18 protein-coding genes are annotated in these 22,955 nt (G+C 52.1%); 12 read left to right on the forward strand and 6 right to left on the reverse strand.

Annotated elements, in window-relative coordinates; genetic code table 11:
- Positions 1 to 89: 89 nt before the first annotated feature.
- Positions 90 to 1,217: a porin OmpC gene (gene ompC, locus OOJ59_RS16030; RefSeq protein WP_069324960.1), complete on the reverse strand. Its 1,128-nt coding sequence runs from the start codon at positions 1,215 to 1,217 to the stop codon at positions 90 to 92.
- 366 nt (positions 1,218 to 1,583) lie between these two features.
- Positions 1,584 to 5,108, reverse strand: coding sequence for a pyruvate:ferredoxin (flavodoxin) oxidoreductase (gene nifJ, locus OOJ59_RS16035; protein WP_160956228.1), 3,525 nt, complete (start codon positions 5,106 to 5,108; stop codon positions 1,584 to 1,586).
- A gap of 274 nt (positions 5,109 to 5,382) precedes the next feature.
- On the opposite strand from nifJ, the gene OOJ59_RS16040 reads away from it, so the two are divergent.
- Positions 5,383 to 5,649 (forward strand): putative hemolysin, encoded by a 267-nt coding sequence (locus tag OOJ59_RS16040; protein ID WP_003833199.1) that lies wholly within the window; start codon positions 5,383 to 5,385, stop codon positions 5,647 to 5,649.
- A 13-nt stretch (positions 5,650 to 5,662) separates the two neighbouring features.
- Here OOJ59_RS16040 and hslJ read toward each other — a convergent pair whose 3' ends face one another.
- Together hslJ and OOJ59_RS16050 are read right to left on the reverse strand one after the other, a co-directional pair.
- Positions 5,663 to 6,082, reverse strand: coding sequence for a heat shock protein HslJ (gene hslJ, locus OOJ59_RS16045; protein ID WP_085048266.1), 420 nt, complete (start codon positions 6,080 to 6,082; stop codon positions 5,663 to 5,665).
- A gap of 112 nt (positions 6,083 to 6,194) precedes the next feature.
- Positions 6,195 to 7,184, reverse strand: coding sequence for a 2-hydroxyacid dehydrogenase (locus OOJ59_RS16050; RefSeq protein ID WP_160956229.1), 990 nt, complete (start codon positions 7,182 to 7,184; stop codon positions 6,195 to 6,197).
- Between the two features lie 246 nt (positions 7,185 to 7,430).
- On the opposite strand from OOJ59_RS16050, the gene OOJ59_RS16055 reads away from it, so the two are divergent.
- The 5 genes from OOJ59_RS16055 (at position 7,431) to OOJ59_RS16075 (ending at position 11,302) form a co-directional block, all read left to right on the forward strand.
- Positions 7,431 to 7,643, forward strand: a complete 213-nt coding sequence (locus OOJ59_RS16055) for a hypothetical protein (RefSeq protein WP_074458538.1) — start codon at positions 7,431 to 7,433, stop codon at positions 7,641 to 7,643.
- A 165-nt stretch (positions 7,644 to 7,808) separates the two neighbouring features.
- Positions 7,809 to 10,448 (forward strand): YdbH family protein, encoded by a 2,640-nt coding sequence (locus OOJ59_RS16060; protein ID WP_160956230.1) that lies wholly within the window; start codon positions 7,809 to 7,811, stop codon positions 10,446 to 10,448.
- Positions 10,445 to 10,636, forward strand: a complete 192-nt coding sequence (locus tag OOJ59_RS16065) for a YnbE family lipoprotein (protein ID WP_038640810.1) — start codon at positions 10,445 to 10,447, stop codon at positions 10,634 to 10,636. Before OOJ59_RS16060 ends, OOJ59_RS16065 begins: the two co-directional genes overlap by 4 nt.
- Positions 10,637 to 10,643: 7 nt before the next feature.
- The gene (locus tag OOJ59_RS16070; protein ID WP_038640808.1) at positions 10,644 to 10,970 is read left to right on the forward strand and encodes a YdbL family protein; all 327 of its coding nucleotides are present in this window, start codon (positions 10,644 to 10,646) and stop codon (positions 10,968 to 10,970) included.
- Positions 10,971 to 11,110: 140 nt separating this feature from the next.
- Positions 11,111 to 11,302, forward strand: coding sequence for a hypothetical protein (locus OOJ59_RS16075; RefSeq protein ID WP_042308220.1), 192 nt, complete (start codon positions 11,111 to 11,113; stop codon positions 11,300 to 11,302).
- Between the two features lie 42 nt (positions 11,303 to 11,344).
- Here the strand turns inward: OOJ59_RS16075 and azoR are convergent, their stop codons facing one another.
- Positions 11,345 to 11,950, reverse strand: coding sequence for an FMN-dependent NADH-azoreductase (azoR, locus tag OOJ59_RS16080; RefSeq protein WP_006684422.1), 606 nt, complete (start codon positions 11,948 to 11,950; stop codon positions 11,345 to 11,347).
- A gap of 201 nt (positions 11,951 to 12,151) precedes the next feature.
- Between azoR and hrpA the strand changes: the two genes are divergently transcribed.
- The 3 genes from hrpA to aldA all read left to right on the forward strand — a co-directional run bounded on the left by hrpA (position 12,152) and on the right by aldA (position 18,571).
- Positions 12,152 to 16,054: an ATP-dependent RNA helicase HrpA gene (hrpA, locus tag OOJ59_RS16085; RefSeq protein ID WP_193157056.1), complete on the forward strand. Its 3,903-nt coding sequence runs from the start codon at positions 12,152 to 12,154 to the stop codon at positions 16,052 to 16,054.
- Positions 16,055 to 16,134: 80 nt separating this feature from the next.
- Positions 16,135 to 16,932, forward strand: coding sequence for a YdcF family protein (locus OOJ59_RS16090; protein WP_193157055.1), 798 nt, complete (start codon positions 16,135 to 16,137; stop codon positions 16,930 to 16,932).
- Positions 16,933 to 17,131: 199 nt separating this feature from the next.
- A complete protein-coding gene (gene aldA / locus OOJ59_RS16095) occupies positions 17,132 to 18,571 on the forward strand; it encodes an aldehyde dehydrogenase (protein WP_160956233.1) in 1,440 nt (479 codons plus the stop codon).
- Between the two features lie 86 nt (positions 18,572 to 18,657).
- On the opposite strand, the gene gap is transcribed toward aldA, so the two are convergent.
- On the reverse strand, positions 18,658 to 19,659 hold the full coding sequence (gene gap / locus OOJ59_RS16100) for a type I glyceraldehyde-3-phosphate dehydrogenase (protein WP_160956234.1): 1,002 nt from the start codon (positions 19,657 to 19,659) through the stop codon (positions 18,658 to 18,660).
- A 189-nt stretch (positions 19,660 to 19,848) separates the two neighbouring features.
- Here gap and cybB point away from each other — a divergent pair, with 189 nt between their 5' ends.
- The 3 genes from cybB to OOJ59_RS16115 all read left to right on the forward strand — a co-directional run bounded on the left by cybB (position 19,849) and on the right by OOJ59_RS16115 (position 22,947).
- Positions 19,849 to 20,379: a cytochrome b561 gene (gene cybB, locus OOJ59_RS16105; RefSeq protein WP_160956235.1), complete on the forward strand. Its 531-nt coding sequence runs from the start codon at positions 19,849 to 19,851 to the stop codon at positions 20,377 to 20,379.
- Between the two features lie 880 nt (positions 20,380 to 21,259).
- Positions 21,260 to 21,679 carry a translesion error-prone DNA polymerase V autoproteolytic subunit gene (locus OOJ59_RS16110; protein ID WP_087856558.1) on the forward strand — a complete coding sequence of 140 codons (420 nt, stop codon included), beginning with the start codon at positions 21,260 to 21,262 and terminating at the stop codon, positions 21,677 to 21,679.
- Between the two features lie 2 nt (positions 21,680 to 21,681).
- Entirely contained in the window at positions 21,682 to 22,947 is a 1,266-nt protein-coding gene (locus OOJ59_RS16115) for a Y-family DNA polymerase (protein ID WP_069324951.1), read from the forward strand.
- Positions 22,948 to 22,955 lie beyond the last annotated feature (8 nt).

Here is a 22,955-nt window from a genome sequence, read left to right on the forward strand (position 1 = left end):
TTGAAGCAACAGATATAATGTTTTGATCTGGATAAAACAGAATTGCGATAACAGAAAGAAAACCCGCCGTTGCCGGCGGGCTGACAAAATTAGAACTGGTAAACCATACCCAGAGCTACAACGTCATCGGTAGAGATGTCAGCGTGATCTTTGTTGTAGAAGCTATCGTCTTCATCCAGCAGGTTGATTTTGTAGTCAACGTAGGTGGAGAAGTTTTTGTTGAAGAAGTAAGTTGCACCTACAGAAGCATATTTAACCAGATCTTTATCATCGTTACCATTTACAGTCGCCAGATCCTTACCTTTAGACATCAGGAAAGACACTTCCGGACGCAGGCCAAAGTCGAACTGGTACTGTGCAGTGACTTCGAAGTTCTGAGTCTTATTGGCGATACCATCTTTACCGTATGGGGTCATATTACGGGTTTCGGAATACATGGTTGCCAGGTAGATGTTGTTAGCATCGTATTTCAGACCAGCAGTCCAAGCATCAGCTTTGTCGCCACCAGCATTATAGGAATTAATCTGCTCGTTAGTACGGTCAGAAGAGGTATAGGCTGCACCGAAGCTTACGCCCATTCCCAGATCATAGGTTGAGGAGATACCGAAACCGTCCCCATTGTCATAGCGCTTATCGCCATCTTTGCGGTTATTAGTACCTACATCGTCATTCAGGCTTTGGTTTTCGTTTTTACCCTGATATTGCAGTGCAAAGTTCAGGCCGTCAACCAGACCGAAGAAATCGTTGTTACGGTAAGTAGCAACACCATTCGCACGGCCAGTCATAAAGTTATCTGCCTGGGTGTAGGAGTCACCACCGAATTCTGGCAGCATATCGGTCCAGGCTTCTACGTCGTACAGCACGCCGTAGTTGCGACCGTAGTCGAATGAGCCGTAATCGCCAACTTTAATACCTGCGAAGGCCAGACGAGTCCAGGAATCGCCTTTATCGTCGCCTTCAGTACCGTTAGCCTGAATCTGATATTCCCACTGGCCGTAGCCGGTGATCATATCGTTAACCTGAGTTTCACCTTTGAAACCCATACGCATATAAGTCTGATCGCCATCTTTAGAAGAGTCGTCAGAGAAGTAGTGCAGGCCGTCTACTTTGCCATACAGGTCTAACTTGTTACCATCTTTGTTATAAATTTCAGCAGCGTGAGCCGCGCCTGCAGCCAGCAGGGCAGGAATTACGAGAGCCAGTACTTTTCTGTTCATTGAAATAATCCTTTAGTTTTTTTATTAACCTGTGACTACCCATGTAGGGAGTAAAAGCATGCTAAAGGAGAAGTTCCGTAAACAGATAAATATGAATTGTTACGTCTTAAGTAAAACCTTAAATAAATAATTCTACAGAAACAGTGATAATTATTATGAATGTATGGATTTAATATATATAAAATAAAAATTATACAAGTGAATTTTGTTGAGCTATTCTGCGCGTGTTATATGCCTTTATTGTCACGTTTTATTTTTTCGTTGTCGTATTGATAGCCAATATTAATTAGCCAGCGAATAAATTGACAAGCCCGAACAACTGTTCGGGCTTTTTTTTCGTTCCACTTTAATAGTGATCTAAACGTATTACTCGGTTCCGCTCTTTTCCGCTTTACCTGCCAGTTGCGCCAGGAAATCGTAGCGTTTTTGCAGATCGGCTGTTGCATCTTTCCACAGCTGTTCAGCGACTTCTGGCTGTTGGGCATTTAAGCGGCGGAAGCGTTGCTCGTTAAGTAAAGTTTCAGCCAAAGCATCTGACGGCGGGCGAGAATCCAGCGCCAGCGGCAGTTTACCTTCGTCAGCACGACGCGGATCAAAGCGATACAGCGGCCAGAACCCGGTTGCCGTGAGCTGACGCATCTGATCGTGGCTCAACGCGAGATCATAACCATGCTCCTCACAAGGGCTATACGCGATAATCAGCGACGGCCCCGGATAGGACTCTGCTTCCTGAATAGCTTTCACCGTCTGGTTCAACTGGGCGCCCAGGGAAATCTGCGCGACATAAACATGCCCGTACATCATCATACTGACGCCAAGATCTTTACGAGCCTTACGTTTGCCGTGCTCCCCAAATTTAGTGACAGCCCCGAGAGGCGTGGCTTTTGACGCTTGCCCACCCGTGTTGGAGTAACACTGGGTATCCAGCACCAGAATATTGACGTTCTCGGTCAGGCTAAGAACGTGATCCAGCCCGCCGAAGCCAATATCGTAGGCCCAGCCATCGCCGCCAATCAGCCAGATGGATTTCTCAACCAGCGCGTCGGCATCGGTTAACAACTGCTGTGCGCCTTCGACATCTTTCAGGTGCTCGCGCAGGGCCGCGACTTGCTCACGACGGAGCTCCGGCGTGGCTTCTGCGTGCAAAGCGTCATTGAGTTCAGCCGGGATGTTATCGGCAAACTGCTCCAGCAGACGCATAACGCGCGCCCGGTGTTGATCCACCGTCAGACGGAAGCCCAGACCAAACTCGGCGTTATCTTCAAACAGCGAGTTTGCCCATGCTGGCCCACGCCCATTGGCATCGGTGGTGTATGGCGTTGAGGGCAGGTTACCGCCATAAATTGATGAACACCCGGTGGCATTCGCAATCAACATGCGGTCACCGTACAACTGCGTAAGCAGTTTGATATACGGCGTTTCACCACAGCCTGAGCAGGCGCCGGAATATTCAAATAGCGGTGTAATCAACTGCGAGGTGCGAATATCAATACGTTCCAGTTTGGTGCGATCAATCTCCGGCAGATCGAGGAAGAAGTCATAGTTAACTTTTTCTTCTTCGACATGCTCAAGGCGCGACATCATATTGATGGCTTTGATCTCAGGATTTTGGCGATCTTTCGCCGGGCACACTTCGACGCACAGATTACAACCGGTGCAATCTTCAGGAGCAACCTGCAGGACATATTTCTGGCCGCGCATGTCGCGTGATTTCACATCCAGAGAATGCAGGCTGGCAGGGGCGTTTTCCATCGCTTCTGGGGAAACCACCTTGGCGCGGATAGCCGAGTGGGGGCAGGCGGCAACGCAGTGGTTACATTGCGTACACAGCTCTTCTTTCCAGATTGGGATCTCTTCGGCGATATTGCGTTTTTCCCAACGCGTAGTCCCCATTGGCCAGGTACCGTCCGGCGGCAGCGCGGAAACGGGCAGTGCATCGCCCAGACCGGCGAGCATTGCTGCGGTGACGGTTTTCACGAAGTCTGGTGCGGCATCAGAAACCACCGGTGGGCGGTTGGCGCTATGCGGATCAACAGGCTGCAGGGCCACTTCGGCGACGGATTCACGCGCCAGAGCCAGCGCCTGCCAGTTACGTTCGACCAGATCCTGGCCTTTACTGCTGTAGCTTTTCGCAATCGCCCCCTGCAACTCTGCCAGCGCGCTGTCGCCTGGTAAAATTTGCGTCAGGTGGAAGAACGCCATTTGCATCACGGTGTTTATACGCGCCGCCAAACCACACTCACGGGCGATTTTAGCCGCATTAATCACGTAGAAACGGGCTTTCTTCTGATTCAGCACCGCCTGAACTTCCTGCGGCAGACGCGCCCAGACTTCATCCACACTGTATGGGGTATTAAGCAGGAATATACCGCCAGGTTTCAGGCGTTCGGCCATCTGGTACTTATCGATAAATTGCAGCTGGTGGCAGCCGATAAAATCGGCTTGTGAAACCAGATACGCAGAACGAATGGTGTGCTCACTGACGCGCAGGTGGGAGACGGTCAGGCCGCCTGCTTTTTTCGAGTCATACACGAAATAACCCTGCGCATACCATGGCGTAGAGTTACCGATAATCTTGATATTGTTTTTGGTGGCCGACACGCTGCCATCGCTACCCAGGCCGTAAAACAGCGCTTCGAGCTTAGCGGTGCCGGGCAGGGTGTTTTCCGGCAACGGCAATGACAGATTGGTGACATCATCATAGATACCGACCGTGAAGCGTGGTTTAGGTTTCGTGCTATTCAACTCATTAAAGACCGCCATGACGCAGTCGGGGCCAAACTCTTTGGACGAAAGACCATAGCGTCCGCCAATCACACGCGGTAAGGTTTCTCGTTCGCCACAGTTAAAAGCTTCCGCCAGCGCGGTCATGACATCCAGATATAATGGTTCTGCCTGCGCGCCGGGTTCTTTGGTGCGATCCAGAACGGCGATGCTGCGCGCGCTTTCCGGCAGCGCGCGCAGTAAATGTTTGGCGGAGAAGGGGCGGAACAGACGGACTTTCAGCACACCCACTTTCTCGCCGTGCGCCATCAGCTCTTCGACAACTTCTTCACTGGTGCCAATCGCCGAGCCCATTAAAATAATGACGCGTTCTGCCTGCGGATGACCGTAATATTCAAATGGCTGGTACTGGCGGCCCGTGGCTACGGCGAAGTCGTTCATCGCCTGTTCTACGTGATCGTAAACCGCGTTGTACCATGGGTTTGTCGCTTCGCGTGACTGGAAGTAGGTGTCCGGATTCGCTGATGTACCGCGGATAACCGGATGCTCTGGATTTAGTGCCCGAGCGCGGTGAGCATCGATCTCCGCCTGAGGCATCAGCCCGAGGATGGTGTTATCAGCCAGCGGCACAATTTTATTGATTTCATGTGATGTACGGAATCCATCAAAGAAATGAATAAACGGAACCCGGCTTTTCAGGGTGGCCATTTGCGAAATTAGCGCAAAATCCTGCGCTTCCTGAACGCTACTGGCGCACAGCATCGCGCATCCGGTTTGGCGTACAGCCATCACGTCGGAATGATCGCCAAAGATCGATAACGCGTGCGTGGCAATAGTTCGCGCTGCAACGTGCAGTACAAACGGGGTCAACTGACCGGCCAGTTTGTACAGCGTTGGGATCATCAACAGCAAACCCTGTGATGAGGTAAACGACGTAGAGAGCGCACCGGTCTGCAACGCGCCGTGAACGGTCGCAATCGCACCGCCTTCCGACTGCATTTCTACGACGCGAGGGATATCTCCCCACACGTTTTTAAGCCCGTTTCCGGCCCAGGCATCGGCCTGTTCCGCCATCGTCGAACTGGGCGTAATCGGGTAGATGGCGATAACCTCGCTGGTACGAAATGCGACCGAAGCAACCGCACCATTACCGTCAATTGTGATCATACTGACACCCTTACATTGCGCAAAAAGAGGGACACGCGAAAGCGTTGCGAGTCCTGTAATTATCCTTCTATTTTAGCAAAAGCCATTCAGGCGCATTTTCGCTTTTGTGTCCCTGGAATAAAGAGAATGTATGGTTTGATCAAAGGAGCAGCCAAAAAATTGCCAGAAAATGTAAACAGCGCGCATAAATGCGTGGTTTGCCTCTCGACGGCGGTGTCTCTGCTGCCTATTATTTATGGCTGTGTCGTTTGGTTAATCTTCAGAGGGGAGTAAGATGCGCGCAGCGTTTTGGGTAGGGTGTGCCGCGTTATTATTATCGGCGTGTAGCAGTGAACCTGTTCAGCAGGCAACGGCAGCACATGTCGCACCGGGCATGAAGGCAGCAATGTCCAGTTCTGGAGAAGCTAATTGCGCCATGATTGGTGGTTCGCTCTCCGTTGCCCGTCAGCTGGATGGCTCAGCCATCGGGATGTGCGCGCTACCCAACGGCAAACGCTGTAGTGAGCAGTCGCTTGCCGCCGGAAGCTGTGGGAGCTATTGAGCCTGCGCGTTCATTACATTAAATCCGCAAGTTTATACGTCAGCGTTTGTTCTGCTGTCGCCAGTGTCAACTGGTCAGCAGTCAAATCTACCTGTGCGCCTTGCTTAAACATTTCGCTGACGATACCGTCGAGCGCGTTAAGCTGTGGATCGGCGCACATCATGCGGGTCATCGCCATATCTTTCACCTTCAACTCGCCGTCGGACAACTTGCCCTGACCGTGGAATTGATTACACATCTTTCCCGATACCGTCATGTTTTCGCCAAAACTCAATTCGGGTGGGTTGTTGGCGACGGTAACGGCTTTACCATTCACGCTCTGCAAAACGAAACGGTGATGCTGTAACTGGTCGCGATTGACGGAAATGTTTCCACTGCTCACACAGCCAGCCATCAGCGTGCTGAGGGCAATCAACGTGACAACTTTCTTCATTAACATTCTCTAATTTCGTGACCGGAATACATTCAATATGATAATGATACTGACTGTTTTATCATCGGCAATTGTCTGAAAATGCCCCCCTTAAATCAGGGGAGCACAGGGATTAAAAGAGGGCGTTTGGACAGGTTTCGCCTTTGGAGATTTGTTCCAGATTTTGCAGTGTCGTTTCAGAAATGCTGGTCAACGCTTCGGCGGTCAGAAACGCCTGATGCCCGGTAAACAGCACGTTATGGCAGGCTGACAGGCGACGGAACACATCATCCTGAATCACATCATTGGATTTATCTTCAAAGAACAGGTCGCGTTCGTTTTCATACACATCCATACCCAGAGAACCAATTTTCTGGTTTTTCAGGGCATCGATAGCCGCCTGTGAATCGATCAGCGCTCCGCGACTGGTGTTAATAATCATCACGCCGTTTTTCATTTGCTCAAAGGCTTCCTGATTGAGCAGATGATAATTTTCCGGCGTTAACGGGCAGTGCAGGGAGATAACGTCGGACTCAGCAAACAGCGTTTTAAGATCGACATATTCCACGCCTAATTCCAGAGCAGCGGCGCTTGGGTAGGGATCGAACGCCAGCAGGCGCATACCAAAACCTTTCAGGATCCGCAGCGCAGCAATACCGATTTTACCGGTACCAATCACCCCGGCCGTTTTGCCATACATGGTAAAGCCGGTCAGCCCTTCAAGAGAGAAGTTGGCATCACGGGTACGTTGATACGCGCGATGAATACGGCGGTTCAGGGTCATCATCATGCCAATCGCATGCTCAGCGACGGCTTCAGGCGAATAGGCCGGGACGCGTACCACCTGCAGACCCAGCTCTTTTGCCGCCTCGAGATCGACGTTATTGAATCCGGCGCAGCGCAGGGCGATATATTTCACACCCAGCTTTTTCAGTTCTTCCAGAACCGGTCGGCTGCCATCGTCGTTGACGAAGATGCATACAGCTTCGCAACCATGGGCTGTTTTAGCTGTTTTCTCCGTCAACAGAAAGTCAAAAAATTCAAGTTCAAAACCAAAAGCCTCGTTAACCTGCTGCAGATACTTTTTGTCGTACTGTTTTGTACTATAGATGGCGAGTTTCATAAGACTTTCTCCAGTGATTTTGACGTCACATTAATCCAATTAAAATTATTTTACAAAATCTAAAAAGTTATTGATAGTCATAGAAGTAATGAATGTTTAAAGCGTATCTTTTGTTAGTGTGGGCAGGTTACGCGATTTCAACAACTGGATATTTTCCATTCGCTGAGCAGGTTGTGTGGGTAAAAAGCCAGGTGATTCACATCCAGACAGCTACGCTTATACAGGTAGCAGATATCGGGAGGAGTTATGCTAACTCACTCTGAAGCAAAACGATGGGCCACCTTAATGCTTAAGGCGGCTTTATGCGATGGAATGAAACCTGAAGAAATTTCCCGCCAGGTGCATCTTGTCTGTGATCATCATGGCAAGGAGTGTCTTGAAGAACTTATAGAAGAAATACTGATAGAGGCTGGTCGGATAGGACCTAAACATAGCGATGGACAACTGAACCATCATTGAGTCCGAATCCACGCGCTACTGTGTTGGAATCATTCCTGACGGCACGTGTAACAGCGTGCCACATAGCGCTGTTATCTGTCCTTAATGTGGGAATATGCAGTTAAACATGCCACAATACAGGCCTAAACCGGCTTAAATTTTGCTAATTCAGGATATTAACTACCCATGAAGGGTAAATATAAAGCCGTTCTGGCACTCCTCTTATTATTGATTCTCGTACCGCTGACGCTGGTGATGACGCTTGGCCTGTGGGTCCCGACCCTGGTGGGCGTCTGGTTACCTGTGGGGACACGTATCGCGCTGGATGAGAGTCCACGGCTGACACGGCATGGGCTGCATATCCCGGAACTCCGCTATCTGGTCGATGATTGCCCGCTGGCGCGCATTACTCAGGCGGACCTGTCCCATCCCAGCCGCTGGTTGCTCAATGTCGGGACAATTGAGCTGGATTCCGCTTGCCTGGCCAAATTACCGCAGACAGAAGCGTCTCCGGTAGCACCCAAAACGCTGGCTGAATGGCAATCGATGCTGCCCAATACCTGGATTAACATCGACAAACTTATTCTCTCTCCTTGGCAGGAATGGCAGGGGAAACTGTCGCTTTCGCTAACGCCCTCTACTCAGCAACTGCGCTACCAGGGGGAAAAGGTTAAATTCCAGGGGCGGCTGCACGGGCAAAATCTCACGGTAAATGAGCTGGATGTCGCTGCATTTGAAGGGCAACCGCCGGTAAAACTGGTCGGTGAATTTACCATGCCGCTGGTTCCTGATGGGTTACCGGTGAGCGGTCATGCCGTTGCGACGCTGAACTTGCCGCAGGAGCCTACGCTTGTGGACGCCGAACTGGAGTGGCAAGAAAACAGCGGACAACTGATCGTCATGGCGCGCGATAGTGCCGATCCGCTGCTCGATCTTCCGTGGGAAATAACCCGTCAACAACTGACTATCAGCGACGGTCGCTGGAACTGGCCTTATCAGGGATTCCCGCTAAGCGGGCGGCTGGGCATGAAAGTTGAAAACTGGCAGGCCGGGCTGGAAAACGCGGTGGTGAGCGGGCGTCTGAACATTCTGACGCAAGGCGATGCCGGTAAAGGAAACGCTGTTTTAACGCTGGGGCCGGGTAAGCTGGGTATCGATAACAACGAGATGCCGTTACAGCTGATCGGCGAAGCGAAACAGGGCGATCTGATCTTCTACGCGAAATTACCCGCCAAACTCATCGGTAGCCTGAACGATCCGCAACTGGCGTTTGAACCAGGGGCGCTGTTGCGTTCGCGGGGGCGGGTAATTGATTCGCTGGATATTGACGAGATTCGTTGGCCGCTGGCGGGCGTAAAGGTAACACAACGCGGTGTGGATGGTCGTCTACAGGCTATTTTGCGTGCGCATGAAAACCAGATGGGTGGCTTTGAACTGCACCTGGATGGTCTGGCAAATGATTTTCTTCCTGATGCTGGTCGTTGGCAATGGCGCTACTGGGGCGAAGGCAGCTTTACGCCGATGCATGCCCGCTGGGACGTGGCGGGTAAGGGAGAGTGGCATGACAACACGCTGAAGCTCTTTGATCTCTCCACCGGATTTGACCACTTGCAATACGGCACCATGACGGTGGAAAACCCACGCCTGGTAATGGACGAACCGATCGTATGGGTACGGGACGCGACCAAACCGACGTTTAGCGGCGCACTGTCACTGGACGCAGGAAAAACCGTCTTCACCGGCGGAAGCGTCTTACCTCCCTCAACGCTAAAGTTCAGCGTGGAAGGCAGCGACCCGACGATTTTCCAGTTCAAGGGCCAGCTTCACGCGGGTGCGATTGGCCCCGTACAGCTAAATGGCCGTTGGGACGGGATCCGTCTGCGCGGACAGGCCTGGTGGCCAAAACAATCACTCACCGTGTTCCAGCCGCTGCTCCCGCCTGACTGGAAAATGAAACTGCGTGAAGGTGATCTCTATGCGCAGGTCGCATTCTCGGCCGCACCGGAACAGGGCTTTGAAGCGGGCGGTCATGGGGTATTAAAAGGCGGTAGCGCCTGGATGCCTGATAACCAAATTAATGGCGTCGATTTTATCTTACCGTTTCGGTTTAGCGAAGGCGCATGGCAGTTGGGTACGCGTGGGCCTGTTTCACTGCGTATTGCGGAAGTCGTGAATCAGGTGACGGGGAAAAATATTACTGCCGATCTACAGGGAGCGTACCCCTGGAGTGAAGGCAATCCGTTACTGCTGAGCGATGTCAGCGCCGAACTGCTGGGAGGCAAAGTCATCATGCGGCAACTGCGGATGCCACAGCACGACCCGGCCTTATTACGGGTGCAGAATATCTCCTCCAGCGAGCTTATTAGCGCGGTTAACCCCAAGCAGTTCGCTATGTCGGGTCCGGTCAGCGGCGCGTTGCCATTATGGTTGGATAACGAAAAGTGGATCATCAAAGACGGCTGGTTAACCAACCCAGGTCCGATGACGCTGCGTATTGATAAAGACACGGCAGATGCCGTCGTTAAAGATAATATGGCGGCTGGCGCGGCAATTAACTGGCTGCGCTATATGGAAATAACCCATTCCTGGACGAAAATAAACCTGGATAACCTGGGTGTCTTAACGATGCAGGCAACCGTTACTGGCAATAGCCGGGTAGATGGCAAAGTGGGGACGGTTAATTTGAATTACACCCACGAGGAAAACGTCTTTACGCTATGGCGCAGTTTGCGTTTTGGCGACAATTTACAGGCATGGCTTGAGCAAAATGCAACGCTGCCGGAAACCCATTGCCTGGAAGGCAAGGAATGTGAGGAACAACAATGAAAACGATAGCCGCCATGCTGGGGTTGCTGGCTTCATCTCTGGTGGTAGGTTGTACCCCGAGAATCGAAGTGGCTGCGCCAAAAGAGCCGATCACGATTAATATGAACGTCAAAATCGAACATGAGATTCATATCAAAGTTGATAAAGACGTCGAGAGCTTATTGAAATCGCGCAGCGATCTGTTCTGAGGTAATGATGAAAAAACAGCTTGCAGCGATCCTGGTGGCGCTGAGTTTTATCACCAGCAATGCATGGGCGTTGACCCTGAATGAAGCCAGAACTCAGGGGCGAGTGGGGGAAACACTCAATGGTTATCTGGTGGCATTACAAACCGATGCTGAAACGCAGGCGCTGGTGAGTGAGATTAATAAGGCGCGTAGCGCCAGTTATCAGCAACTGGCTGAGAGCAATAATATTCCGCCAGAGGAAGTGGCAAAAATGGCCGGACAAAAGTTAGTCGCTCGCGCTAAACCGGGGGAGTACGTGCAAGGTATTAATGGTAAGTGGTTGAGGAAAGAATAATCATTTCTGAACGCCACTGGGGGAATGGTATTACAAGTGGAGGATCCTTCCGGATTATTCATCGACATCGCAATAGTTGCCACACGGCATCAAACGGATGTTGATATAGTTCAACACCGGTCGCGTCGTGGAGTGGAATCATGTGGCTTCTCAAATGGTATGTCTGGAATCGTTGGGTATTCAAGCTGTTAAGCCGGGATGTCGCGGAGCCGGAACAATTTTTACTTCATTGCTGGGAAGAAAATCTGGCGAAGTGCAGGGAGTATGCCACCATCTGGCGTGATATTAATCGCATTCACGGCAAGCAGGTACATGTGCGGGCAAAGAAGTAAGTACCGAGAATCCCTCCCACCGGATGGTGAGAGGGTGAATTATCAGGCTGCAACCACGCTGTCGATAGCGGCTTTCGCATCGGACTGGGCTTTAGATGCCACTTCCGGGCCGTAAGCGATACCTTCAGCAAAGACAACATTCACGTCGGTGATACCGATAAAGCCCAGGAACACGTTCAGATACGGTGTGATCAGGTCAGTCGGCGTATCTTTATGAATACCACCGCGGCTGGTCAGCACCACTGCGCGTTTACCGGTCACCAGACCTTCCGGACCTTTCTCGGTGTAGCGGAAGGTCACGCCTGCACGGGCAATCAGGTCAAAGTAGTTTTTCAACTGCGTCGGAATGTTGAAGTTATACATCGGCGCGGCGATAACAATCACATCATGCGCTTTCAGTTCAGCGATCAATTCGTCAGACAGCGCCAGCGCTTCTTGCTGACGCGGCGTCAGTGGCGCATCGCTTGGGCGCAGCGCACCCACCAGTTCGCCATCCAGTACCGGAACAGGGTTTGCAGCGAGGTCGCGGACGGTGATTTCATCAGCAGAGTGCTTTTCACGCCACTGTTCAACAAAATAATCAGACAACTGACCAGACTGAGAGTACCCTGCCAGAATACTGGATTTAAGAACTAATACCTTGCTCATGGGTGTTTCCTTTTATGTGTTTGAAGGGGTAGTGCCCCGTTGCTTGTTGACACTTTATTCACAATCCTGTCGCAGTGATAGCGCAATATATCGAATCCTATGTTCGAAATTATTGAACAACACATGAAAAGCCCCGATGTGGTACTCTATATCTATCATCTAAAAGAGATTTAACCCGGCAGATCGCTGCCTTTTAACGCTATGACAGAACAACCAAAATTAACCTTCAACATGTTGCAGCAACAGCTGGACTCGCTGATGCTGCGTGACAGACAGCGATTTACCCGCCGTTTGCACGGCGTGAAGAAGGTTAAAAATCCTGATGCACAACAGGCCATTTACCAGGAGATGGCAAAAGAGATCGACCAGGCAGCCGGTAAAGTTGTGCTGCGTGAAGCGGCGCGTCCGGTCATCAGCTATCCGGAAAACCTGCCTGTCAGCCAGAAAAAACAGGATATTCTGGAAGCCATTCGCGACCATCAGGTGGTGATTGTGGCTGGTGAGACCGGTTCAGGTAAAACCACCCAGTTGCCGAAAATCTGTATGGAGCTAGGGCGCGGGGTGAAAGGGCTGATCGGCCATACTCAGCCGCGTCGTCTGGCGGCGCGTACCGTGGCGAATCGTATTGCGGAAGAGCTGCAAACCGAGCCGGGCGGCTGTATCGGCTATAAGGTCCGTTTTAGCGATCATGTTAGTGACAACACCATGGTTAAGCTGATGACGGACGGTATCCTGCTGGCGGAAATCCAGCAGGATCGGCTGCTAATGCAGTACGACACCATCATCATCGATGAAGCGCATGAACGCAGCCTGAATATTGATTTTCTGCTTGGCTACCTGAAAGAACTCCTGCCGCGTCGTCCGGATCTAAAAATTATCATCACTTCGGCGACCATTGACCCGGAACGCTTTTCTAAGCATTTCAACAATGCGCCGATTATCGAAGTCTCTGGTCGCACCTATCCGGTGGAAGTTCGCTATCGCCCGATTGTTGAAGACGCAGATGACACCGAGCGTGACCAGTTGCAGGCAATTTTTGATGCCGTAGATGAGTTAGGCCGTGAAAGTCAGGGCGACATACTGATCTTCATGAGCGGCGAGCGCGAAATCCGCGATACCGCTGATGCCCTGAATAAGCTGGATTTGCGTCACACCGAAGTGCTGCCACTGTATGCACGTCTCTCCAATAGCGAGCAGAACCGTGTGTTCCAGTCGCACAGCGGTCGTCGTATTGTGCTGGCCACCAACGTGGCGGAAACCTCGCTGACCGTACCGGGTATCAAGTATGTCATTGATCCTGGCACCGCGCGTATCAGTCGCTACAGCTATCGCACGAAAGTCCAGCGTTTGCCGATTGAACCGGTGTCGCAGGCCTCTGCCAACCAGCGTAAAGGCCGCTGCGGTCGCGTTTCGGAAGGGATCTGTATTCGTCTGTATTCTGAGGACGACTTCCTGTCGCGTCCGGAGTTTACCGATCCGGAGATCCTGCGTACCAACCTGGCGTCCGTTATTTTGCAGATGACCGCGCTGGGGCTGGGGGATATCGCGGCGTTCCCGTTTGTTGAAGCGCCGGATAAACGCAATATTCAGGACGGGGTGCGCCTGCTCGAAGAGCTGGGTGCGATAACCACCGATGAACAGGCAACCGCTTACAAATTAACGCCGTTGGGCCGCCAGCTGTCGCAACTTCCGGTGGATCCGCGTCTGGCGCGTATGGTGCTGGAAGCGCAAAAACATGGCTGTGTGCGTGAGGCGATGATCATCACCTCGGCGCTGTCCATTCAGGATCCGCGCGAGCGTCCAATGGACAAGCAGCAAGCTTCCGACGAGAAGCATCGCCGCTTCCATGACAAGGAGTCTGATTTCCTGGCGTTTGTGAACTTATGGAATTACCTCGGCGAGCAGCAAAAAGCGTTGTCGTCAAACCAGTTCCGCCGTCAGTGTAAAGTCGACTTTCTTAATTATCTGCGCGTACGTGAATGGCAGGATATCTACACACAACTGCGCCAGGTGGTAAAAGAGTTGGGCATTCCGGTCAACAGCGAACCCGCTGAATATCGGGAGATCCACGTCGCATTGTTGACCGGTTTACTGTCCCATATTGGGATGAAAGATGCCGATAAGCAGGAATTTACCGGTGCGCGTAACGCCCGTTTCTCGATCTTCCCGGGTTCCGGTTTATTCAAAAAACCGCCGAAGTGGACGATGGTGGCGGAGCTGGTGGAAACCAGCCGCCTGTGGGGACGTATTGCCGCGCGTATCGATCCCGAGTGGGTGGAACCCGTTGCGCAGCATCTGATCAAACGTTCATACAGCGAACCGCACTGGGAACGCGCGCAGGGCGCGGTCATGGCGACAGAAAAGATCACCGTCTACGGCTTACCGATTGTTGCTGCCCGTAAGGTGAACTACAGCCAGATCGATCCGGCGCTGTCACGTGAACTGTTCATTCGTCATGCGCTGGTGGAGGGCGACTGGCAAACGCGCCATGCTTTCTTCCGTGACAACCTGAAGCTGCGGGCGGAGGTGGAAGAGTTAGAACATAAATCGCGCCGTCGCGACATCCTGGTTGATGATGAAACGCTGTTTGAGTTTTACGACCAGCGTATTAGCCATGATGTGATTTCTGCTCGCCACTTTGATAGCTGGTGGAAGAAAGTTTCCCGCGAGACCCCGGACCTGCTCAACTTTGAAAAGAGCATGCTTATCAAAGAGGGCGCGGAAAAAATCAGTAAGCTGGATTATCCGAACTTCTGGCATCAGGGCAATCTCAAACTGCGTTTGAGCTACCAGTTCGAACCGGGAGCCGATGCGGACGGTGTGACCGTGCATATTCCGCTCCCTCTGCTTAATCAGATCGAAGAGAACGGTTTTGAATGGCAGATTCCTGGCCTGCGCCGCGAGCTGGTGATCGCCCTGATTAAGTCGTTGCCGAAACCGGTACGACGTAACTTTGTTCCTGCTCCGAACTATGCTGAGGCATTTTTAGGCCGCGTGACGCCGCTGGAACTGCCGCTGCTGGACGCGCTGGAACGTGAACTGCGACGGATGACCGGCGTTACCGTTGACCGCGATGACTGGCATTGGGATCAGGTACCCGATCACCTAAAAATCACCTTCCGGGTGGTGGATGACAAGAACAAGAAGCTACAGGAAGGGCGTTCGCTACAGGATCTGAAAGATGCCTTGAAGGGTAAGGTTCAGGAAACGCTGTCCGCGGTGGCGGATGACGGTATCGAACAGAACGGATTGCATATCTGGAGCTTCGGACAGCTTCCGGAAAGTTACGAGCAAAAACGCGGTAACTATAAGGTAAAAGCGTGGCCAGCGCTGGTCGATGAGCGTGACAGCGTCGCCATCAAATTGTTTGATAATCCGCTGGAGCAGCAACAGGCTATGTGGTGCGGTTTACGCCGCCTGTTGCTGTTAAATATTCCTTCGCCGATTAAATACTTACACGAGAAGTTGCCCAACAAAGCCAAGCTGGGGCTGTATTTTAACCCGTATGGCAAAGTGCTGGAGTTGATTGACGACTGTATCTCCTGCGGTGTGGATCGGTTGATCGACGCCCATGGTGGTCCCGTGTGGACGGAAGAGGGCTTTGCGGCGTTGCATGAGAAGGTACGGGCTGAACTGAACGATACGGTGGTGGATATCGCGAAGCAGGTCGAACAGATCCTCACCGCGGTGTTTAATATCAATAAGCGTCTGAAAGGGCGTGTGGATATGACCATGGCGTTAGGGCTTTCAGATATCAAAGCGCAAATGAGCGGGCTGGTGTACCGCGGATTTGTCACTGGTAATGGTTTCAAACGCCTGGGCGATACGTTGCGTTATTTGCAGGCTATTGAAAAGCGTCTGGAAAAACTGGCCATCGATCCGCACCGTGACCGTGCACAGATGCTGAAAGTGGATAGTGTGCAGCAGGCCTGGCAGCAATGGTTCAATAAACTACCGCCTGCGCGCCGTGAAGATGACGACGTCAAAGAGATCCGCTGGATGATAGAAGAGCTGCGCGTCAGCTACTTTGCCCAGCAGCTTGGTACGCCGTACCCTATTTCAGATAAACGTATTCTGCAGGCGATGGATCAGATCACGGGATAACGCCGCGCTGAACCACCGGCCGGACAAGGCGTAACCGCCATCCGGCCTCTGTACCCGGTAAAGAATAAACACCAGGAGTCATGAATATGAGTCAGTTTCCGACGCTCTCCGCGACCACGCTGGCGGCGATCAATACTGTAGGGCAATGGCTGGCGCAGAGCGATTTTACGGGGGACATCACGGTTCAGTCAGATTGCGTAATTCTGGCGGGGAACGCGGTGATCCCGACCATCGATGCCGCCTGCCGGATCGCGAAAGACCAACAGGTTCCCTTATTGATTAGTGGGGGCATCGGCCATTCCACGCGCTTTCTGTATGACGCGATTGCCCGACATCCTCGCTACAATATCATTCGAACCACCGGACGTGCGGAAGCGGCGATCCTTGCCGATATCGCTCACCAGTTCTGGCACATTCCGGGGGAGAAGATTTGGGTGGAAGACCAGTCAACAAACTGCGGTGAGAATGCCCGATTTAGCTGTGTGTTACTGAGCCAGGCGACAGCAAGCATGCATACCGTCATTGTGGTGCAGGATCCGACCATGCAACGCCGCACGATGGCCACGTTTCAGCGCGTAACCCGCGATGAGCCGCATGCGCCGCGCTGGTTGAGTTTCCCGGGATTCGTTCCTGAGCTGGTCCAACAGGGCGACGGCGTGGACTTTGCGCCGACGGCCGAAGGGCTATGGTCAGTGGATCGCTATCTTTCGCTCATTACCGGAGAGTTGCCGCGTCTGCGGGACGATGTTAATGGCTATGGTCCCTGTGGCCGCGATTTTATCGTGCACGTGGATATTCCCGGTAACGTTGAGGCCGCCTGGCAGCAATTGAAAAGCGATACCGCGCTGTCAGACTTACTGGAGAGCCGCTCTCTGTGATCCCCGCTGCCCGTTTGTAAGCGTTTTGTTGCAAACGGGCATAAATCCCGCCCGTTTTTTCCTTTCATCAGCGCGTTGCCAGACGCTTTTATGAAGCCGCTCACAGAACAGTCACTGTAGTGATAATTCGTCAGGCATGATTGATATTAATTAACAATAGTTTTACTTGTTAAAAACAAATCAATCACAGGAGAAGCGCATGTCAGTACCCGTACAACATCCTATGTATATCGATGGGCAGTTTGTGACCTGGCACGATGACGCCTGGATTGATGTCGTCAATCCGGCCACGGAAGAGGTTATCTCACGTATTCCGGATGGACGTGCCGAAGATGCGCGTAAAGCGATAGACGCCGCCGAGCGCGCTCAGCCTGAATGGGAAGCGCTGCCTGCCATTGAACGGGCGAACTGGCTACGCAAAATATCTGCGGGTATCCGTCAACGCGCCAGCGAAATCAGCGCATTGATAGTGGCTGAAGGCGGGAAAATACAGCAACTGGCCGACGTTGAAGTCGCATTTACCGCCGATTATATCGATTACATGGCCGAGTGGGCACGCCGTTATGAAGGCGAGATCCTGCAAAGCGATCGCCCGGGCGAGAATATCCTGCTGTTTAAGCGCGCTCTGGGCGTGACAACGGGCATTCTGCCGTGGAATTTTCCGTTCTTCCTGATTGCTCGCAAACTGGCCCCCGCGCTGCTGACGGGCAATACCATTGTCATTAAACCGAGTGAGTTTACGCCCAACAACGCCATCGCCTTTGCCAAAATTGTTGATGATATTGGCTTGCCTCGCGGAGTATTTAATCTGGTCCTGGGACGCGGTGAAACGGTCGGCCAGGAACTGGCCGGAAACCCGAAAGTCGCAATGGTCAGCATGACCGGTAGCGTCGGAGCGGGCGAGAAAATTATGGCTGCAGCGGCCAAAAACATCACTAAAGTCTGCCTGGAACTGGGGGGCAAAGCCCCAGCTATCGTGATGGATGATGCTGACCTTGAGCTGGCCGTGAAGGCAATTGTTGACTCACGGGTGATCAATACCGGGCAGGTATGCAACTGCGCCGAACGCGTGTACGTCCAGAAAGGTATTTATGACCAGTTCGTTAATCGTCTGGGTGAAGCGATGAAAGCCGTACAGTTCGGCAATCCGGCTGAGCGCAATGACATTGCGATGGGACCGTTGATTAACGCCGCTGCGCTGGAACGAGTGGAGCAGAAAGTTGCGCGAGCGGTGCAGGAGGGGGCCAGAGTAGTGCTGGGCGGTAAGGCGGTAGAAGGCAAAGGCTATTACTATCCGCCGACATTACTGTTGGATGTGCGTCAGGAGATGGCGATTATGCACGAGGAGACCTTTGGTCCGGTGCTGCCGGTGGTGACGTTTAATACGCTGGAAGAGGCGCTGACGATGGCCAACGACAGCGACTACGGGCTGACTTCATCAATTTACACGCAAAATTTGAACACCGCGATGAAGGCGATTAAGGGGCTGAAGTTTGGCGAAACCTATATTAATCGTGAAAACTTCGAGGCAATGCAGGGTTTCCACGCGGGGTGGCGCAAGTCCGGGATTGGTGGGGCAGACGGTAAACACGGCCTGAATGAATATCTGCAAACGCAGGTAGTTTATCTGCAGTCCTAAGCTTTTAGCCGGGTGAGTTTGTACGTCACCCGGCGTAATTTTTACACTTTGTCGGCTATCACGTTCATTCGACCTCCGCCACAACGTCAGAGCTTGATAAATTTATCCAGCGTGCGAATAAGTTGGGTCACAAAACCGTACTCGTTATCGTACCAGGCGACGGTTTTTACCAGTTGCAGATCGCCCACTTCGGTAATCTCAGTTTGTGTCGCATCAAATACCGAACCGAAATGTGAGCCAATCACATCTGACGAGACAATCTCCTCGTCGGTATAGCCAAATGACTCATTATTCAGCGTGGCTTTTTTCAGCGCGTTATTAACCTCTTCAGCGGTGACCTTTTTACCCAATACCGACACCAGTTCCGTGACGGATCCGGTTTTCACCGGTACGCGCTGGGCGTGGCCTTTTAATTTTCCGCTCAATGCCGGAATCACCAGGCCAATCGCTTTCGCCGCACCGGTGGTATGGGGAATGATGTTCTCCGCCGCCGCCCGCGAGGCGCGCAGATCTTTTCCGCGAGGGCCATCTACCAGCGATTGTGTCCCCGTGTAGGCATGGATGGTTGTCATGGTGCCCAGTTGAATACCGAAGTTGTCATGCAGGGCTTTCGCCATCGGCGCCAGGCAGTTAGTGGTGCACGATGCGACAGAGATAATTCGATCGTTCGCATCCAGCGTGTCGTCGTTCACGTTAAAAACAATGGTTTTCATATCCCCGGCAGGGGCGGATATCAGGACTTTTTTGGCGCCTGCGTCCAGGTGCGCGTTGGCTTTTTCTGTTGAGGTGTAAAAACCGGTGCATTCGATGATGATCTCTGCGCCAGTGGCTTTCCACGGAATATTTTTGGCCTCTTTTTCTGCATAAACAGCGATTCTTTTACCGTCGACAATCAGCGCGTCTTCGGTAAAGTCGATACTCCAGGGAAATGGACCGTAATTTGAGTCGTGTTTTAACAGATAGGCGAGAATTTTGGGCGAGGTCAGGTCATTAATGGCGACGACCTCCACGCTGCTTTTGACCTCCAGTAGTCGACGCAATACCAGACGACCGATACGACCAAAGCCGTTAATGCCAATTTTACTCATGGTTTTCTCCTGTCAGGATGAGGCGGTACGACATATTTTCCCTACCAGGCATAGTCCAGTCAGGCATCCGGGGCAATAGCTGTTTTTGCGCTTAAACGTAACTGACTGATAATGGATGAACAAAAATTAATGAATTTTTAACAAAAGCCCGTTATGTTGACGCATTATTGTTTTTATTCAGGAAGTGTTATGGGGAATAAGTATTCTGGCCTGCAAATTGGTATTCACTGGCTGGTTTTTTTGTTGGTCATTGTGGCCTACAGCGCCATGGAGTTTCGCGGATTTTTCCCGCGTAGCTATCGTCCCTTGTTCAACATGGTGCACGTATCCTGTGGCATCACGATTTTAACGCTGATGGTGGCGCGTCTGCTGGTCAGGCTGAAATATCCGGCGCCGCCGATTGTGCCAAAACCGAAACCGATGATGACCGGAATGGCGCATCTGGGGCATCTGGTCATCTATCTGTTGTTTATTGCGTTGCCGATTATTGGTCTGGTGATGATGTACAACCGGGGCAATCCGTGGATGGCATTTGGCCTTGTCATGCCATATGCGGCAAAAGCCAACGTTGATCTTGTGGAGATGCTGAAGTCCTGGCACGTGACGCTGGCAAACCTGGGCTATTTTGTTATTGGTTTGCATGCTGCAGCCGCCCTGATGCATCACTACTTCTGGAAGGATAATACGCTGCTGCGCATGATGCCGCGTAAGCGTTCCTGACGTAAAGCCCCGCAAGCGCGCAATGTCGTTCAGGTTGAACATGTGATTCTTGATCAGCGTTCCGTTCACCTCAGCCGTATCACTTTTCTAAAGCACAGATACCCGTGAACGTGCAAGGGAGGCTCACCGCCGCCTCCCTTGCATCCCAGGCTCCCGGCGGGAAAATCGTCGCTGCGCGAGCTATTCGTCTTATGCCGTCTGCCTGTCGGGTCGGGGCCGAGCCTGCGTCCCTGCAGGCCGTCCCCTCTGTCCGCATCCCTGCGGACAGACCCGGTCAGCCGTCAACGCCTCATCGATTTTCAGCCGGACCGGGGTCATCGCTTCAACGCTCTGACTTTCAGTAAAATCTTTTTTGCTGTTCAACATATTCAAATAAAAACACAGGAGGTCAGGTGTGGCTGGTCCGGCTGAAAATTGCCGACGTGTTTCCGTAAGGCCGGGAGAGCCAGCATGGATGCTGGCTCAGGGCGCGCTTTGCAGGGACGCTACCTCGCGCCCGGCCCGGTCGCCTGGAGGAATAAACGGAGGGGACCGCGGAGCGGCAATTTTCCCGCCGGGAGCCGGGATTGTTAAGGGTACGGCGATAGTACCCTTAACACGTTCACTGGCGTTCAGTGTACAGAGAAGAGATACGGCTGAGGTGAACGGAACCCTTTCCCTGAAATAGCATGTTTATTACCTACGCCAATACCGTCCTTATCGCTCCGGTTAAATGAACATCTTCCTCTGCGGAATAAAACAAAAAATTATTTTTCCAGACACGATAAAAGCTTACCGACGAGATGATTAAACAATACCCAGTTCGCTACTCTCGTCACTTGATCGCCGTCCTCATTAAAACTACTGTATATAAATACAGTTAAGTGAGAGGCAGATTATTATGTTGTTTTTCCAGCCTGCAAAACGTCGACAAACGAAAAATTTTCCCCTGTTCAGCGACCTTGTGCCCTGTGGTTTTCCTTCTCCGGCGCAGGATTACGTTGAGAAAGGTATCGATCTCAATGACCTGCTGGTACAGCATCCCAGTGCAACCTATTTTGTAAAATCATCGGGTGATTCTATGGTCGGGGCGGGGATCGGTGAGGGTGATTTGCTGATTGTCGACAGCGCCAGAAACCCGGCTCATGGAGACATCGTGATTGCCGCCATTGGGGGAGAGTTCACCGTTAAACGTCTGCAATTGCATCCAATTGTGATGCTCAAGCCAGAGAACAGAACCTACGCGCCCATTATCATCGGCAGCGAGGACTCGCTGGATATCTTTGGCGTGGTGACCTTTATCGTTAAGGCGGCTGGCTGATTATGTTTGCCCTGGTGGATGTTAATTCGTTTTACGCCAGTTGTGAGATGGCATTCCGGCCCGATCTGAAAGACAAACCGGTTGTCGTTCTTTCCAATAACGACGGTTGTGTTATCGCCTGTAGCGCGAAGGCTCGGGCGCTTGGCGTCACAATGGGCGCTCCGTACTTCAAACAGAAAGATCTGTTTCGGCGCTACGGCGTGGTGTGTTTTAGTTCCAACTATGAACTGTATGCGGATATGAGCAGTCGGGTCATGTCTATCCTGGAAGACCTCTCTCCACATGTGGAAAGGTACAGTATTGATGAAGCATTCTGCGATTTGACGGGAGTAAGAAACTGTAGGGATCTGACGGATTTTGGTCTCGAAATCAGGGCCACAATTCTACAGAAAACACGCCTTCAGGTTGGCGTTGGCATCGCCCAGACCAAAACGCTGGCAAAGCTCGCGAATTACGCCGCCAAAAGATGGCCGCAACAGACTCGCGGAGTGGTGGATTTATCAAATATTGACCACCAACGTAAGCTGATGGCCGCACTCCCTGTCGGTGAAGTGTGGGGCGTGGGCCGCCGTATCAGTAAAAAACTGGACGCGATGGGGATTAAAACCGTCCGTGACCTGGCTGATACCGACATTCGCTTTATTCGCAAACACTTCAACGTCGTTCTTGAACGAACCGTACGGGAATTGCGCGGTGAGTCGTGCCTGGCGCTGGAAGAGTTTTCGCCGGTTAAACAGGAAATCGTCTGTTCACGATCGTTTGGTGAAAAACTCACGGATTACAACGCGATGCGTGAAGCGATTTGCACCTATGCCTCACGTGCGGCGGAAAAGCTGCGCGGGGAGCATCAGTTCTGTCGGTTTATCTCTGTATTTATCAAAACCAGTCCATTTGCCCTGAAGGAACCGTATTACGCTAACAGCGCGTCGGTAAAGCTGCTGATCCCGACCCAGGACACCCGGGAAATCATGAGTGCGGCAACGCGCAGTCTGGACGCTATCTGGCGAGAGGGGCAACATTATCAAAAAGCGGGTGTGATGTTGGGCGATTTTTTCAGTTCTGGCGTGGCGCAACTGAATCTGTTTGATGGCAACGCACCCCGGAGCCACAGCGCGGAATTAATGATGGTGATTGATCGGTTGAATAAAAAGGGGCGCGGGACAATCTGGTTTGCCGGGCAGGGGATTGAACAGCCGTGGCAAATGAAACGAGAGATGCTCTCACCTCGCTATACGACGCGTTTTACTGATTTACTGCGCGTCAGGTGAGTCTTAAT

Source organism: Citrobacter sp. W9, assembly GCF_026719375.1.
Taxonomy (GTDB): domain Bacteria; phylum Pseudomonadota; class Gammaproteobacteria; order Enterobacterales; family Enterobacteriaceae; genus Citrobacter; species Citrobacter werkmanii.